Source organism: Pseudomonas frederiksbergensis (assembly GCF_003732665.1).
In the GTDB taxonomy this organism is placed as follows: Bacteria; Pseudomonadota; Gammaproteobacteria; order Pseudomonadales; family Pseudomonadaceae; genus Aquipseudomonas; species Aquipseudomonas frederiksbergensis_G.
The window spans coordinates 285478-303036 of sequence record NZ_MOBP01000001.1 but is presented as its reverse complement, the minus strand read 5'-3'; the positions used below and the strand labels follow the sequence as shown (position 1 = coordinate 303036).

Sequence of the window (17559 nt, the reverse complement as noted above, 5' to 3'; positions counted from 1 at the left end):
CCCACAGTTGACCGCGATCAACTGTGGGAGCGGGCTTGCTCGCGAATGGATTTCAGCAGCGCTACAGGTCTCCAGTCAGAACCACTCATCCTGCATGCTCAGGCACACATCATCCCGCGCCTCAAGAATCGCCAACTCATGGTGGCAACCCGGCACTTCCCACGTCAGGAAATACCGCGCCGCCTGCAGCTTGCCCTTATAGAAGCTCACATCCGCCGCATTGCCCTTGGCCAAGCCTTCCTCGGCGCGAATCGCCTGTTCCAGCCAGCGCCAGCCAATCACCGTGTGCCCGAACACTTTCAGGTACAGCGCCGAATTCGCCAGGCTGCTGTTGACCTTGCCCTGGCCCAGGTCCGTCAGCAGGCCGATGGTCACGGTTTGCAGACGCGCCACCAGTTTCTCCAACGGCTCACGCAGCGCAGTTAACGTTTCATACGCCTGGGCGCGCTCGGCGGTGTTGGCGATCAGGCTGATCAGTTGCTTGAGCCCCGCGCCGCCGTTCTGCGCCAGTTTGCGCCCCAGCAGGTCCAGCGATTGAATGCCGTGGGTGCCTTCGTGGATCGGGTTCAGGCGGTTGTCGCGGTAGTACTGCTCCACCGGGTATTCGCGGGTGTAGCCGTGGCCGCCGAGAATCTGGATCGCCAGTTCGTTGGCCTTCAGGCAGAACTCCGAGGGCCAGGATTTGACGATGGGTGTCAGCAAGTCCAGCAGCTCATGGGCCTGTTTGCGTGCATCTTCGGTCTCCAGGGTCGTGGTGTCGTCGAACAACCGCGCCGCGTACAGCCCGAGATCGAACGAACCTTCGACGTAGGCCTTTTGCGTCAGCAGCATGCGCTTGACGTCGGCGTGCTGGATGATCGCCACCGGTGCGGTGTTTGGGTCTTTGCTGTCCGGCACCCGGCCTTGCGGGCGCTCGCGAGCGTATTCCAGGGAGTACAGATACCCGGCGTAACCGAGCATCACCGCGCCCATGCCGACACCGATCCGCGCCTCGTTCATCATCTGGAACATGTAGCTCAAGCCATGATGGGGCTTGCCCACCAGATAGCCGACACACTCGCCGTTATCGCCGAAATTCAGCGCGGTGGAGGTGGTGCCGCGCCAACCCATCTTGTGGAACAACCCGGCCAGCAACACGTCGTTGCGTTTACCGAGGCTGCCGTCATCGTTGACCAAAAACTTGGGCACGATAAACAGCGAAATCCCCTTCACCCCGGCCGGTGCGTCCGGCAACTTGGCCAACACCATGTGCACGATGTTTTCTGACAGAGGATGGTCGCCGCCAGAGATGAAGATCTTGTTGCCCTTGAGTCGATAGGTGCCGTCAGACGCCGGCTCGGCCCGCGTACGAATATCCGACAGCGACGACCCGGCGTGGGGTTCGGTCAGGGCCATGGTGCCAAAGAAACGGCCGTCGATCATTGGTTGCAGGAAGCGCTGCTTCTGCTCCTCGGTGCCGAAGCTTTCGATCAGGTTCGCCGCGCCCATGGTCAGGAACGGATACGAAGTCGACGCCGCGTTGGCGGACTGGAAGTGCGCAAAGCAGGCCTGGGACAACAATGTAGGAAGTTGCATGCCGCCAGCGTCGAAACTTCGCGCGGCATTGAGGAAACCGGCTTCGAGGAACGCATCCACCGCCGGTTTCACCTCTGGAATCAGAATCGCCTGACCGTTCTCATAGCGCGGCTCGTTCTCGTCGCCCTTGCGGTTGTGCGGGGCAAAGAACTTCTCGGCGATGCTGCGGGCCGTGCCGATGGCGGCGTCGAACGTCTCGCGATTGTGCTCGGCGAACCGCTCACGCTGGGTCAGGCCCTCGGCATCGAGGACTTCATACAGCTCGAAAGCCAGATTGCGGGAACTGAGCAACGTCTCGGACATGTCGGCCTGCCTTTTCTTGGGGATGGGCCGAGTCTAGGCGTGGGAATAAAGGCTGAACAGGATGATTGATGAGCGTGATGGTGTGGTGCGGGCACCGCTAATCAAATGTGGGAGCGGGCTTGCTCGCGAATGCGGTGTGTCAGTCGACATCAATATTGACTGTTAAGCCGCATTCGCGAGCAAGCCCGCTCCCACAAGGGTTTTGCATTCCAGGCGCTTGATCGTTCCCACGCTCTGCGTGGGAATGCAGCCCGGGACGCTCCGCGTCCCCAAACGGCGTGACGCAGAGCGTCACAGGAGGCATTCCCACGCGGGAGCGTGGGAACGATCAGTGGTGTGTCAGCCGATGGTCATCAGGCTCGCATTACCACCCGCCGCAGCGGTGTTAACGCTCAACGCCCGTTCAATCACCAACCGCTCCAGCGCAATGTTGGTCTCGCCTTGGGACAAGCCATGAACCCCGACAATCGCGCCGGCACGCTTGGCCACTTGCTGGCACACCGCCCGCAGTTGATCGGAATGGCCATGATGCAGGACCGCATCAAACACCACTTCGTCTTTGTTCCAATCGGAAACCAGCTTGATCCGCGCCTGAATGTCCTTCGGCAAGCGTGCGAAAAGTGCTTTGGTTACGTCAGCTTCCGGCCATACCGCCGAACCGCCCACCGCCAATACCGCCGCCAGTTGCGTCAGCAGGTCGCCTTCGACTTCCGCCAGGCACAACACGTGTTCCCGCGGCAGGATCGCGTAGCTGTTGCGCTCACCGGTCGGGCCAGCGAGAACACGGGTGATCCCGCTTTGCGATTGCGCTGCGAACTGCACGCACAGGGCGCTCAGGTCGGCAAACTTGTTGCTGTCGGCCCAGGCTTGCAGGGCGGTCAGCGGCTTGCTCATGGCATCGCGCAAACGCACATCCGGTGCTGCGATAGCATCACCGCGAGCGAAGGATTGTTCGATTGCATCCGTAGGACGTGTCGACAACAAACGGTACAGATACAGCGGACCACCGGCCTTAGGACCAGTACCCGACAAACCTTCACCGCCGAACGGCTGGACGCCAACCACGGCACCAACAATGTTGCGGTTCACGTAGACGTTACCGGCGTTGACGTTATCGACCACCTTGGCGATGGTCTCGTCGATCCGGGTGTGCACGCCCAGGGTCAAGCCGTAGCCGGACGCGTTGATCTGGCCGATCAACTGGTCGATGTCTTTACGCTTGTAGCGCACCACGTGCAGCACCGGGCCGAAGATCTCCCGTTGCAGTTCGTCGAAGCGTTCCAGTTCGATCAGGGTTGGCGTGACGAAGGTGCCGCGTTTGACCTCTTCCGCGTCGGCGATGGCCACCTGGTACACGCTGCGACCTTTGTCGCGCATGGCCTGGATGTGTTTCTCGATGCCGGCCTTGGCTTCGGCGTCGATCACCGGGCCGATGTCCACGGACAGGCGCTCAGGGTTGCCGAGGCGGCATTCCGCCATGGCGCCCTTGAGCATTTCGATGACACGATCAGCGGAATCTTCCTGCAAGCACAGCACGCGCAGGGCCGAGCAGCGTTGACCGGCGCTGTCGAAGGCCGAGGAAACCACGTCGATGACAACCTGTTCGGTGAGTGCCGAAGAGTCGACGATCATCGCATTCTGGCCACCGGTTTCGGCAATCAAAGGAATCGGACGACCTTGCGCATCCAGACGACCCGCGACATTGCGTTGCAGCAAACGAGCGACTTCGGTCGAACCGGTGAACATCACGCCCTTGACCCGATCGTCACCGACCAAGCGAGCGCCAACGGTTTCGCCACGGCCCGGCAGCAGTTGCAACACGCCTTCCGGAATCCCGGCTTCAAGCAGCAAGCGCACGGCTTGAGCCGCCACCAATGGGGTTTGTTCCGCAGGCTTGGCCAGTACCGGGTTGCCGGCGGCGAGGGCAGCAGCGACTTGGCCGCTGAAGATCGCCAGCGGGAAGTTCCACGGGCTGATGCACACCACCGGACCCAATGGGCGGTGGGCGTCGTTGGTGAAATCGTTGCGCGCCTGTACCGCGTAATAACGCAGGAAATCCACGGCTTCACGCACTTCGGCGATGGCGTTGGCGAAGGTCTTGCCGGCTTCGCGAGCCAACAGGCCCATCAGCGGCTGGATTTCACCTTCCATCAAGTCGGCGGCACGTTCCAGGATCGCGGCGCGTTCGGCGGGCGGGGTGGCCTGCCAGATCGGTGCGGCGTTGAGGGCGCACTGGATCGCGTTGTCGACGTCTTCGACAGTGGCTTCTTGAACATGACCGACGACGTCACGCAGATCCGACGGGTTGAGCACCGGCGCCGGGGTTTCAGTGCTGGAAGCGCAACCGAGCATCGGCGCGGCTTTCCAGCTGTTGTGGGCAGTGGCCAGCAAGGCACAGGACAGCGACGCCAAACGATGTTCGTTGGCCATGTCGATGCCGCTGGAGTTGGCGCGCTCGGCACCATATAGATCACGCGGCAGCGGGATGCGCGGGTGTGGCAAACCGAAACCGCCTTCCGCCGTCGCCATGCGCTCGATGCTGGCCACTGGATCGGCCACCAGCGCCTGAATCGAGATTGACTGATCGGCGATCTGGTTGACGAACGAGGTGTTCGCGCCGTTTTCCAGCAGACGACGTACCAGGTACGCCAGCAGTGTTTCGTGAGTGCCGACCGGTGCGTACACGCGGCACGGACGATTCAACTTGCCTTCGGAAACTTTGCCTACAACCTGTTCGTACAGCGGTTCACCCATGCCGTGCAGGCACTGGAACTCGTACTGGCCGGGGTAATAGTTCTGACCGGCAATGTGGTAAATGGCCGACAGGGTGTGGGCGTTGTGCGTGGCGAATTGCGGGTAGATGACTTCCGGCACCGACAGCAATTTGCGCGCACATGCGATGTAGGAAACGTCGGTGTACACCTTGCGGGTATAGACCGGATAGCCTTCGAGGCCTTCGACCTGGGCGCGCTTGATTTCGCTGTCCCAATACGCGCCTTTCACCAGGCGGATCATCAGGCGATGACGGCTGCGACGAGCCAGGTCGATCACATAGTCGATCACGTACGGGCAACGCTTCTGGTAGGCCTGGATCACGAAACCGATGCCGTTCCAGCCAGTCAGTTGCGGCTCGAAGCACAGGCGTTCCAGCAGATCCAGCGACAGCTCGAGACGGTCCGCTTCTTCAGCGTCGATGTTCAAGCCGATGTCGTATTGCTTGGCCAGCAGGGTCAGGGACAGCAGGCGCGGATACAACTCATCCATCACGCGCTCGTATTGCGCACGGCTGTAACGCGGGTGCAGGGCCGACAGTTTGATGGAAATGCCCGGGCCTTCATAAATCCCACGACCGTGGGAGGCTTTGCCGATCGAGTGAATGGCTTGTTCGTACGAGGCCAGGTATTTCTGGGCGTCGTGTTCGGTCAGTGCCGCTTCGCCGAGCATGTCGTAGGAATAGCGGAAACCCTTGGCTTCGAACTTGCTCGCATTGGCCAGGGCTTCGGCGATGGTTTCGCCGGTGACGAACTGCTCGCCCATCAGACGCATGGCCATGTCGACGCCCTTGCGGATCATCGGCTCGCCGCTCTTGCCGATGATGCGGCTCAGGGACGAGGTCAGGCCGGCTTCGTTATGGGTGGCGACCAGTTTGCCGGTCAGCAACAAGCCCCAAGTGGCGGCGTTGACGAACAGCGACGGGCTGTTGCCCAGGTGCGGGTGCCAATTGCCGGTGCTGATCTTGTCGCGGATCAGGGCGTCGCGGGTGCCTTTATCCGGGATGCGCAGCAGCGCTTCGGCCAGGCACATCAGCGCAACGCCTTCCTGGGACGACAGGGAAAATTCCTGCAACAGGCCCTGAACAATCCCGGCACGGCCACCGGCGCTTTTCTGGTTGCGCAGTTTGTCGGCAATCGAGGAGGCGAGCTTGTTGGTGGCTTCGGCCATCGCGGCAGGCAAGCGCGCCTGCTCGATCAGCATCGGCACCACTTCCGGCTCAGGGCGACGGTAGGCGGCGGTGATCGAGGCGCGCAGGACTGATTGCGGCAGGATGCTTTCGGCGAATTCGAGGAAGCACTGATGGGCGTGATCCGTCGGCGCATCGACGGCGTCGTCGGAATCCTTGGTCAAACCGCTCAGCTCGGTCAGGGTTGCACCACCCTCGAGTTTTTCCAGGTAATTGAAAATTGCCTGCTTGATCAGCCAGTGCGGCGTGCGATCAATCGAGGTCGCGGCAGCCTTGAGGCGCTCGCGGGTTGGGTCGTCAAGTTTGACCCCAAGGGTGGTGGTAGCCATATTTTTATCCTCATGTTTGCCACGACCGCGTGGCATCAGCTGGCCGCAAGATTAGCTGTGCGCTGGTCGAGGTGCAACCGGGTGCAACCCTTTTTTGTCGGAATAATAAGCGGCTCGTCAGGAATTAAATTCCGGTACGAACGTACCGCTCCTGCTTGGTGCTTTTACTTCTAGTAACAGAGCCTGACTGCGCTAAAAGGGAGCAAAAAACAGTCTTTTTCCGTTTATTTGGTGTAGGTGCAACTGATTCTCAAGAAATGGGTTGCACCTTATTTGCGTTGTTGAATAGGATTCGCGCCCAAGGTGCAACCGGTCAAAAAAGACAGGTGCGCCGGCTGATGGCTTTCCTGGGGAAACATCAGTCATAAATGCGCGGGGCTGGAAACCGTCTGAACAAACAGTGTCGTTTGTCGGCGTTTCACACTTCGCCGCTACATAAAAACAAAGCCAGGGCAGCATTCGAATGAGCGTAAGCAATCCAACCCTGATCACCTTCGTGATCTACATCGCAGCAATGGTGCTGATCGGCTTCATGGCCTATCGCTCCACCAACAACCTTTCTGACTACATCCTGGGCGGTCGCAGCCTGGGCAGCGTGGTGACTGCGCTTTCCGCCGGCGCTTCCGACATGAGCGGCTGGTTGCTGATGGGCCTGCCGGGTGCCATCTACATGTCCGGCCTGTCCGAAAGCTGGATCGCCATCGGCCTGATCGTCGGCGCCTACCTGAACTGGCTGTTCGTCGCCGGTCGCCTGCGGGTGCAGACCGAGCACAACGGTGATGCGTTGACCCTGCCGGATTACTTCTCCAGCCGTTTCGAAGATAAAAGCGGCCTGCTGCGGATCATCTCCGCCATCGTGATCCTGGTGTTCTTCACCATTTATTGCGCTTCCGGCATCGTGGCCGGCGCCCGTCTGTTCGAAAGCACCTTCGGCATGTCGTACGAAACGGCGCTGTGGGCCGGTGCTGCCGCGACAATTGCCTACACCTTCGTCGGCGGTTTCCTCGCCGTGAGCTGGACCGACACCGTACAAGCCACGCTGATGATCTTCGCCCTGTTGCTGACGCCGATCATCGTGCTGCTGGCCACCGGTGGCATCGACACCACGTTCCTGGCCATCGAAGCGCAGGACCCAAGCAACTTCGACATGCTGAAAAACACCACCTTCATCGGCATCATCTCGCTGATGGGCTGGGGCCTGGGCTACTTCGGCCAACCGCACATCCTGGCGCGTTTCATGGCGGCGGATTCGGTCAAGTCGATTGCCAACGCCCGTCGCATCTCCATGACCTGGATGATCCTGTGCCTGGGCGGCACCGTCGCTGTAGGCTTTTTCGGCATCGCCTACTTCTCGGCCAACCCCGGGCTGGCGGCACCTGTGACCGAAAACCACGAACGTGTGTTTATCGAACTGGCAAAAATCCTGTTTAACCCATGGGTTGCCGGTGTGTTGCTGTCGGCCATCCTGGCGGCGGTGATGAGCACCCTGAGCTGCCAGTTGCTGGTGTGCTCCAGCGCCTTGACCGAAGACTTCTACAAAACCTTCCTGCGCAAAACCGCTTCCCAGGTTGAACTGGTCTGGGTCGGCCGCGCCATGGTGTTGCTGGTGGCGTTGATTGCCATCGCACTGGCCGCCAACCCGGAAAACCGTGTACTGGGTCTGGTCAGCTACGCCTGGGCCGGTTTCGGTGCTGCGTTCGGTCCTGTCGTACTGATTTCGGTGATCTGGAAAGACATGACCCGCGACGGCGCGCTGGCCGGGATCCTGGTGGGCGCGATCACCGTGATCGTCTGGAAGCACTTCAACGTGTTGGGCCTGTACGAAATTATCCCGGGCTTCATCTTCGCCAGCCTGGCGATCTACTTCGTCAGCAAAATGGGCGAGCCAACCCGTGGCATGCTGCAGCGCTTTGCTGCGGCCGAAGCGGATTTCCGCCTGAACAAGTGATGCTTTAACTCCATCGCTTGTATGAAAGCGGCCCGTCTCCTTTGGAGGCGGGCCGTTTTTTTTGTTTGCACATTGCCCAAGGTATAGAAGATCCCTTGTGGGAGCGGGCTTGCTCGCGAAAGCGGCGGGTCAGCTTGCATCAATGTTGATTGTTGCACCGTATTCGCGAGCAAGCCCGCTCCCACAGGGTCGGTGGTGGTTTTTGAAGGAAATGTCTGTAGCCAAATGCACCAATTCTTGAAGGACAATTCCCTAAAAAAGTAGGGCAAATCTGATTTTCCTGACCTCCACTCAACACCCCTTGTCGCTCATGCAGAATCGCCCGCCTTCATTCTGCAGAGACACATCGGATGTTCGCGCCTGCCAATCAACCGCGTTTCACGTTGACCCTCGACGGCGTCCAGAATGAGCTCAAGGTGCTTGAGTTCACGGGCAAGGAAGCCATCAGCCAACCTTTCCGTTTCGACCTGGAACTGGTCAGCGAACGACCGGATCTGGAACTTGAAAACCTCCTGCACCGTCAGGCGTTTCTGAGTTTCGATGGGCAAGGTTCCGGTATTCACGGTCAGATTTATCGCGTCGGCCAGGGGGATTCCGGTAAACGTCTGACACGCTACCAAGTGAGCCTGGTCCCGCGTCTGGCCTACCTCGGGCAGCGCTTTAATCAGCGGATTTTCCAGCACCAAAGCGTGCCGGCAATCATCACGCAAATCCTCAAGGACCACGGCATCCAGCGTGATGCCTTCGATTTTCAACTGGGCAGTGACTACCCGGAGCGCGAGTACTGCGTGCAATACGCGGAGAGCGACTTGGCGTTTATCCAGCGCCTGTGCGCCGAGATCGGCATTCACTACCACTTCCAGCACGACCCCGACGGGCATTTACTGGTGTTCGGCGACGACCAGACAGTGTTTCCGCGTTTGCCCGAACCCACGTTGTACCTGCCCGGCAGCGGCATGGCGGCCAGTGCTCCGGCGATCAAGCGTTTCAACGTGCGCCTGGAAACCCGGACTACAGCGGTTACACGCCGGGACTACGACTTCCACAAACCGCGTCTGCCACTCGAAAGCCGCGTCGACAGCGAACACCGCCCGGTGCTGGAGGATTATCACTTTCCCGGTCAATTCACCGACCGCGAGTCCGGCAAACAACTGACCCAACGAGCCCTGGAACGCCACGGCGCTGATTACCGCCAGGCCGAAGGTCGTAGCGATCAGTCGGCGTTGGTCAGCGGACATTTCCTGCACCTGAGCGAACATCCGCGCCAAGCCTGGAATGACCTGTGGCTGATCACAGAAATCGAACACCGTGGCCGTCAGCCGCAAGTGCTGGAAGAGTCCGTCACCGACGACGGCGAATTCCAGGGCTATCGCAATACCTTTCTCGCAACGCCTTGGGACGTTTCCTACCGCCCACCACTGGGGCCGGACAAGCCGCGCATGCTCGGCTATCAACCGGCCGTGGTCACCGGGCCGATCGACAGCGAAATCCACTGCGATGAATTTGGCCGGGTCAAAGTCCAGCTCGCCTGGGATCGTGACGGTGAACTGAACGAGCACTCCAGTTGTTGGCTGCGGGTCGCCACCGGTTGGGCCCACGACCGCTACGGCAGCGTATTGATACCCCGCGTCGGCATGGAAGTGCTGGTGGGTTTCATCGACGCCGATGCCGACAAACCGCTGGTGATGGGCTGCCTGCCGAACGCCGCGACACCCGTGCCGCTGGACCTTCCCGCCGACAAAACCCGCAGTATTTTCCGCAGCCAGAGCAGTCCCGGCGGCGGTGGCTACAACGAACTGCGCATCGAGGATCGTAAAGGCGCCGAGGAAATTTACCTGCGCGCCCAGCGAAACTGGACCCAGCACGTGTTGAATGATCAACAGGTGCAAGTGGATAACGCCCGCAGCATCGTCGTATCCGGCACCGCTCGGCATGAGCTGAAGGCTGATGAACAACGCATCACCCACGGCCAGCGCCAAACCGAAATCCGCCAGGACGACCACTTGCTGGTGACCGGCGATCGTCACATCCGCGTCACCAGCCAGGCCCTCAACGCCAGTCAGCAATTCCATGTCAGCGCCGGCCAGCAAGTGGTGATCGACGGCGGTGCAAGCGCAACCATTCAGGCGGGCGGGCAGTGGATCAACATCGGCCCGGGCGGGATTTTCAGCAGCGTGCCGATCCAGGTCGGTGGGGCGCCGATGGCGGCCATGGCGGCGGCACCGATCTCCCCGGAGGCTCTGCTAAAACTCACCGCGCCCCCGGCCCCGGCGATGCTCAGTACGGCGCAAATAATGACCTTGAAAGGCGATGCGCCGTTTTGTGAGGAATGTGAACGTTGCAAGGATGGGATGTGTCCTGCGCCGAACACATTTAGTGGTGCGCCAAAGGCTTCATCCACTGCGCCTGCTTCAACCGTCGAACCGGGTTTCCACATCGTCGAGCAGGGTATGTCTCGGTCTGCACTTGAGTCGATATTGTTTCCACAGCCTGAGCCAGCGGTGCTGGAGAAATTCAGAAACCTTAATCCACAACTCTCCAACTTCGCCAAACCCGGACAGTTGATTGTCCTCAGTGATCCGCGCAATACGCAATGCACTCGCGAAGAAGCCTTGCTAATGGAGGCTGCGCAAAAAGTTGATGCGGCGCTTGAGCCGTTGAGCGATGCCGAGGCGGAGTTTATGGCGCGGCATCATGGGGAGATTGAGTCGTTTCTATCGCAAGGGTCGACTGGGGTTGGGATTGGTGCGGCGATGTTTGGCAAACACCTGGGCAACTTATCAACCACTCTTCAGGAACTTGAGAAGTTGCATCAGCGCACGTTTGACAAGCACGGAAAGCTTCAGGGGGCGGAGTTCTTTGCTGAGCGAAAACGATTGATGACACAACTTGATAACAGCCTCGGGCCATTGGTACGTAAAGGTGTAGGTATTGCCAATCATCCAAAACTGAAAAGCGCATTGGGGATTTCCAGCCGCAGCCTTGTTCACCACTGGAGTAAGGCAGGGGCAGCGGGAGGGATTCCGGGGTATGCGACTCATGTTGATGGGGTGAGTAAGGCCAGTAAAGTGATCAAGATTGGGGGCTGGGTTGGGGTCGGTCTACAAGCCTCTGCGTCTGGAATCAAGGTTAAGGAAACTTGCAAAAGTGGGACCGAAGAGGCTTGCAGGAAAGTGATGTTCACAGAGAGCGGAAAGTTTGGTGGGATTCTCGCGGGTGGAGCTGCAGGCGCTGCGATTGGAGGCTCAGTGTGCGTCGCTATTGGAGCAGGTACGTTCGGGGTCGGAGGAATCGCCTGCGGACTTGTATTGACTGGATTAGGCTCCGCTGTTTTGGGTAACGAATTAGGGGACTTGGGAGAGCGAGGAGCGGAAATTTTGTATGAGGTGACAAAGTGAGAGCTAATCCTGAAATAGCCTTCTTTTTAAGTGGTCTAGTTTTGATCGTTCTTATCTTGTTAGTTTCATTGGCTATGTTGTATCTCGCGTATTTTTGTGCGGCGGATATATTGAAGCATTTTAGCAACTCGCCAGCTGTTGTTGATAAAAAAAGCTTATTGGGGTGGGACCCTGTTGGGCGCTTTCTTTTTATTAGCCGCGTGGGCGCCCTCTTGGTTTTCTCGAGAAAATATTTGAAGAATGGGGAACTCGACTCGAACGACTATGAATGCTTTCCAGTTGGTCTGCGACGGAAAATTGTAATCGTTAATGGATTGATGCTGGTACTAGGTACTATTTCCATAATTGGCATAATCACCGGTAGATTCAGCGGCTGGTTAACGTAGTTTTTTTGTGCGTAAAGCATTGTTTTTTGAAAAAGTTAATAACTCATTTAAGCGTTGGGTTTTATTGCTTTAGAAGAATATTCCTATTTGATTGTTGTTTTAGATAACAGCGCATTCGATTCTTTCGGGCGCTGCACGAGCGTTCGTCATGAATACAGCAACTCCCAGCCAATGGCTGCAACTTCGGCCGCTAATGGTTGATGAACAACTGTTCGCAATTTTCAGTAATGCCAGCGCGGCTGAGCCGTTCAACGCCTGGCAGCGCTCGATCGCGGCTCAAGCGCCGAGCCCGATCTGGGCCGAAACCGCGTATGCCGAGTGGGAAGAGGTGATGCCCTTTGTGGGAATCGTCGCCGCTGATAGTGAGTTTCTGGAGTGGGTCGCCAGTACCGAGTCTTGCGATTGGGGGTGGCTGGCGGTTTCTTCCGCGAGCCCTGAGGCGTTGGTCGAGCACTTTCGCTCCCTCACGCAAGCGCTGCTGCCCAATGGCGACACGGTGTTTTTCCGGTTTTGGGACGGGCGCTATCTGCTGCCGATCCTGCAATCCACCGAGGTCGATGCCGCACATCTGCTGCCAGTCATTGGGCGTTGCCTGATCAATGGCCAGCCGCTCGAAATCGGTGGTCGCGCACGCAAAAGCTCGCAGGTTTTCCCGTGGTGGCAAGTCCCCGAAGCCCTTCTGGAACAGCTCGCCGCGCAGTCGGCCGTCACCCGCATCAACAACCTGCTGAAGTGGCTGAGTGAGGACCGTCCGGACCTGTTTGAAGCTTTTTCCTACAGCGTTTTGCGACGCAAAGTCGCGAATTTTCTTGAGGCGCCGGAGCTGCCACAGGCACCGAAACAAGCCCTGCTGGACTACCTGATGGCGGAGTTGAACTGATGGATCAGATCGTGCGCATCGAGCAGGAGCTCGACAGTTTTCCGAACACCCTTTCCTTATATCGCGAACAACTAAAGCACTGGTTCAGCCGGACGGCAGACAGGGCGAGTCATGCAGCGGATTTGCCGTCGCTGATGGGGATGGAGCGGATCGTCCGGTTCGGCAATTCCAGCACCACCGTAAGCACTGGCGACGATGACTTTATCTCCACCGTCGTGCAGTGCCCGAAGGGTGGATTGCTCGAGATCGAGAGCAAGTTCGAATCGGTCTATGACATCCCTGTAGGAAACATCCAGGTCGATGTGATCGCGGCGGATGGCGGGAAGGTGACGCCGGTTACGCTGGGTGAAAACGGCAAAGGGACATTCAGAGGGGAGGAGGGGAAGTTCTACCGCATTCGCGTGCATAGCGAAGTTACACCGCAGCAAGTGGATGAACTGTTCTCTTCCTACGGTGGGCTGACGAAGGAACTTGAACAGTGGCTGCGTGATGAGTGGCAGACGTTTAAACCGAAGTGGTCGGAATCTTCGTCGGCGGCTGTAGGCAATGGAATGCTCGCGGGCAGTTGGGCGGCCATCGAGGGTGTATGGGACGGCATTAGCCTGCTTTCGGAGATTCTCAAGGACCCCGGCAAGTTTGGTGAGCGGTTGGGCGAGAGCGCCGCAGCGCTTCACGACCTCGCGAAAACCGCACCCAACGTCATGGAAAAAGCCCAACTGCTGGCCAGTGACGAAGCGGCGCTGTGCCTGTTGGTGCGCAGTGCCAGCCTTTGGTTGGACATGCTGCCGCCGAGCGAAATCGCCGGCAAAACCGCCGAAGCCGTGTCGACCTTTATCGTGGAGCTGTTGATCGACATCCTGATTGGCATCGTCCTGACGTTCGCCGCGGTAGGGGCCGGTATCGCTTATCTGACGATGCGCCTGGCCAATCGAGCCGCGCAATTACTCAGCGCCGTGCTGCGTCTGGTGAAGGCGATCTTCACGATCATCAATAACTTCATCAGCTACGTCGACCGCTACAAAAAAGTCGCCGCCCGGGGCATCGCGGCCGGCATGAAAAAAGGCCGGATGCGGTTGAACTGGAGCGCCCGCCGCAACGCTTCACTAAAGAAAGACGAGCACCACGACGACGCCTCCAGCCAAGCGAAAAACCCCAACGGTGACAGTGCCGATTGCGGGCCTTTGACCTGTAAAAATGGCTGCCCGGTGTCGATGGTCACCGGCGAAGAATTGCTGACGTTAACCGATGGCACCCTCGACGGCGTGCTGCCCTTCGACTTCACCCGGCTCTACCGTACCAGCGCCGCGGAAATCGACAGCGGCCTCGGTTTCGGCTGGAGCCACAGCCTGGCCCATCGTCTGGAAATCGACGGCGAACAGGTCCTCTGGATCGACCACGAAAACCGGCGTACGACATTTCCGCTGCCGAGCAGCGAGCGCCCGGCCATCCACAACAGCCTGTCACGCGCCGCGATTTATCTGGGCGATGAGCCCGAAGAACTGATCCTCGCCCAGGCCGGTGAAGAAACACGCTTTTACCACTTTAATAACGGTTTTCTGACAGCAATCAGCGACGGGTACGACAACCACTTACGCATCACCCGCGACCGTCAGGGCCGCATTCAACGTCTCGACAACGGCGCCGGCCGCGCCTTGTTGTTGCGCTACGTGCACAACCATTTAATTGCCATCGATTACCAGCAATTCCGCCCGGCCCAGACGCTCGGAGAGGCCTGGCACACCGAGCAGACGCTGGTCAGTTACGACTACGACGAGCGCGGTCAACTGATCGCCGCCATCAATGCTGCCGGCGAAAGCGAGCGTTATGACTACGACGATCAGCACGTCATCCTGCAGCGCCAATTGGCCGGTGGGGCGAGTTTCTTCTGGGAGTGGGAAAAGTCCGGCAAGGCTGCGCGATGTGTCCGGCATTGGGCGTCGTTTTCGCAGATGGACACGCGTTACGTCTGGGATGACGAGGGCAGTGTCACCGTCAAGAACATCGACGGTAGCGAAGAGATTTACGTCCACGACGACCGGGCGCGGCTGGTGCGTAAGGTTGAGTTGGATGGTGGCGAACACCTCAAGTCCTACGACGAACAGGGACGATTGATTGCCGAGCAAGACCCGCTCGGTGCGATCACCGAATACCGCTACGACGAAGTCGGACGCCTGGTAGCGCTGATTCCGCCGGAAGACGAACCAACGGCCTACGAGTATCGCAACGGTTTCCTACATGCGCGTTATCGCGGCGAAGCGGTGTGGACCTATCGGCGTAACGCCCAGGGCGATGTCACCGAGGCGGTCGATCCGGACGGGCAAGTCACCCATTACTACTACGACGTTCAAGGGCGGTTGCTGACGATCCGCTATCCCGACACCAGTCGGCACATCTTCGCCTGGAACCGGTTGGGGCAACTCGTCGAAGAAACCTTGCCGAATGGCGGGCAACGAAAGTTTTCCTACGACGTCATGGGACGGCGGATTACCAGCCTGGACGAACACGGCGCTGTCACCCGTTACCAATGGGACGCCGTTGGCCGACTGATTCAGACGACGCTTCCTACAGGCGCCACCCGCGCTTTCAGCTACAACGCCTACAACCAGGTCACCGCCGAACAGGACGAACTCGGCCGTATTACCCGTTACGAGTACGCCGACGACCTGCATTTGGTTAGCCGCCGGATCAATCCCGACGGCACCCAGCTGAAGTATCGCTACGACAACGCGCAACTGCTTCTTACAGAGATCGAAAACGAATCCGGCGAAAAATATCGCCTGGACTACACGCCGAACGGATTAATCCGACAGGAAACCGGATTCGACGGCCAACGCACGGCGTATGCCTACGACCTCAACGGGCAACTGCTGGAGAAAACCGAGTTCGGTGATGACGGTTCGCAGTTGGTCACCGGTTACGAGCGGGATTCGGCCGGGCGCCTGTTGGTCAAGACGCTGCCCGATGGCGTCAAGGTCCAGTATCGCTACGACAGCCTTGGCCGATTGGTCGCCGTCGATGATGGCCAGGACCATCCGCTGGAATTCGGCTACGACAAGCAAGACCGGTTGATCACCGAGCACCAGGGTTGGGGCACGCTGCGCTACAACTACGACGCCTGCGGCCAACTCAAACGCCTGCGCCTGCCGGACAACAGCAAACTCGACTACCACCACGCCAAGGGCGGCGCACTCGCCGCCATCGACCTCAACGGCGCTCGGCTTACCGCTCATCAATTCCAACTCGGTCGTGAACAACAGCGCCAGCAAGGCCTGCTGCTCAGCGAATATGCCTACGACGAACAGGGACGTTTGAAGGCTCATTCCGTCAGCCAACGGCAACAACCGCTGTATCGCCGCGATTATGCCTACAGCGCCAACAGCAACCTCGACCACATCGCCGACACCCGCCACGGCCAGCGCAACTATGCCTACGACGCCCTCAACCGCCTGACCCACGTCCGCCACACCCGCGACGACCCACCGGAAAGCTTCGCCCACGACCCGGCAGGCAACCTGCTGATGCAGGACCACCCTGGTTTAGCGAGCGTTAAAGGCAATCGCTTGTTAATGCAGGGCGACCGGCATTACGACTACGACGCCTTCGGCAACCTCATCCGCGAACGCCGTGGCACCGCACAAAAACTCGTCACCGAATACCGCTACGACTGCCAACACCGTTTAGTCGGCGTCACCTTGCCCGATGGAAGCTGTGCGAAATATCGCTACGACGCCTTCGGCCGCCGCATCGCCAAAACCGTCGACGGCAAAACCACCGAATTCTTCTGGCAAGGCGACCAAGTCGTCGCCGAAAGCAGCCGCGAGCATTACCGCAGCTATGTTTACGAACCCGGCACATTCCGCCCACTGGCCATGCTCGACGGCAAAGGCCCACGCAAAGCCTGCCCGTTCTACTACCAACTCGACCACCTCGGCACACCGCAAGAACTGACGGACTTTGGTGGCGAGATTGTTTGGGCGGCAAAGTACAGCGCTTACGGCAAAGTCACTCGCCTGACACACGGGGCCGGTGAACAACTTGAACAGCCATTGCGGTTTCAGGGGCAGTACTTTGATGTTGAGTCAGGCCTGCATTACAACCGGCATCGGTACTATGATCCGGGTGTTGGGCGGTATCTGACGCCTGATCCGATTAAGTTGGCGGGTGGGCTGAACCAGTATCAGTACACGCCGAATCCGACGGGGTGGGTTGATCCGTTGGGGTTGAGCGGGAATTGTCCGCCGCCGAATAAATCGGGTTGTACGGTGCCGGGTGATACGACTGGCGCTAGGGTTGATGAGGGTGAGCCGGCGCTGCCGAAGATGACGGCGGAGCAGCGGAGGGCGCGAATTGATGAGTTGGCGGAGGCGAATGCGTACCGTCGTTTGGATGAGATGGAGAAGGCCACTCCAGGTGCTCATTTTCTAGAAAAACATGGTAAACAGACTAGTTTATCGTCGCAACGTGAGCGGGTAATAACCGGACGCAACCCAACAACGGGAATTATTGAAAGGTACACAAACGGAAGAAGGGCTGGCCAGCCAAAGATACCTAGTGCTGCGACACGTTTTATTAGTTACAGAGATCAGTTGAATGCCATTCATCGTGCTCAGCTGATATTTAGGCGAAATGGCCTTGCGGCATCTAAGGAGCCAATGAATATGGGTAAGCAGATAGGCGAGGGGTACAAGCGAAGTGGCGTAGTCTATGGTAAGCAAACAAACGCTATCGTCATACTGGATAACGCTGGTGCTCCTATAACTACGTACGCGGATTTTTGAA

The 17559-nt window shown here is 58.8% G+C and carries 5 protein-coding genes and 1 pseudogene; 4 read left to right on the top strand and 2 right to left on the bottom strand.

Annotated features, from left to right (window positions below):
- Positions 1-75 precede the first annotated feature (75 nt).
- The gene (locus tag BK665_RS01355) at positions 76-1878 is read right to left on the bottom strand and encodes an acyl-CoA dehydrogenase (RefSeq protein WP_123402503.1); all 1803 of its coding nucleotides are present in this window, start codon (positions 1876-1878) and stop codon (positions 76-78) included.
- A 339-nt stretch (positions 1879-2217) separates the two neighbouring features.
- Positions 2218-6168, bottom strand: a complete 3951-nt coding sequence (gene putA / locus BK665_RS01340) for a trifunctional transcriptional regulator/proline dehydrogenase/L-glutamate gamma-semialdehyde dehydrogenase (RefSeq protein WP_123402502.1) — start codon at positions 6166-6168, stop codon at positions 2218-2220.
- Between the two features lie 463 nt (positions 6169-6631).
- Here putA and putP point away from each other — a divergent pair, with 463 nt between their 5' ends.
- The 4 genes and pseudogenes from putP (at position 6632) to BK665_RS01310 (ending at position 17558) form a co-directional block, all read left to right on the top strand.
- Positions 6632-8116 (top strand): sodium/proline symporter PutP, encoded by a 1485-nt coding sequence (putP, locus tag BK665_RS01335; RefSeq protein WP_123402501.1) that lies wholly within the window; start codon positions 6632-6634, stop codon positions 8114-8116.
- A gap of 350 nt (positions 8117-8466) precedes the next feature.
- Positions 8467-10479 (top strand): annotated as a pseudogene (locus BK665_RS01325) (type VI secretion system Vgr family protein); the annotation flags it as partial.
- Positions 10480-12048: 1569 nt separating this feature from the next.
- Positions 12049-12780: a DUF4123 domain-containing protein gene (locus BK665_RS01315; RefSeq protein WP_123402498.1), complete on the top strand. Its 732-nt coding sequence runs from the start codon at positions 12049-12051 to the stop codon at positions 12778-12780.
- The gene (locus tag BK665_RS01310; protein WP_123402497.1) at positions 12780-17558 is read left to right on the top strand and encodes an RHS repeat-associated core domain-containing protein; all 4779 of its coding nucleotides are present in this window, start codon (positions 12780-12782) and stop codon (positions 17556-17558) included. The genes BK665_RS01315 and BK665_RS01310 overlap by 1 nt, the downstream gene beginning before the upstream one ends.
- Position 17559: the final 1 nt, after the last annotated feature.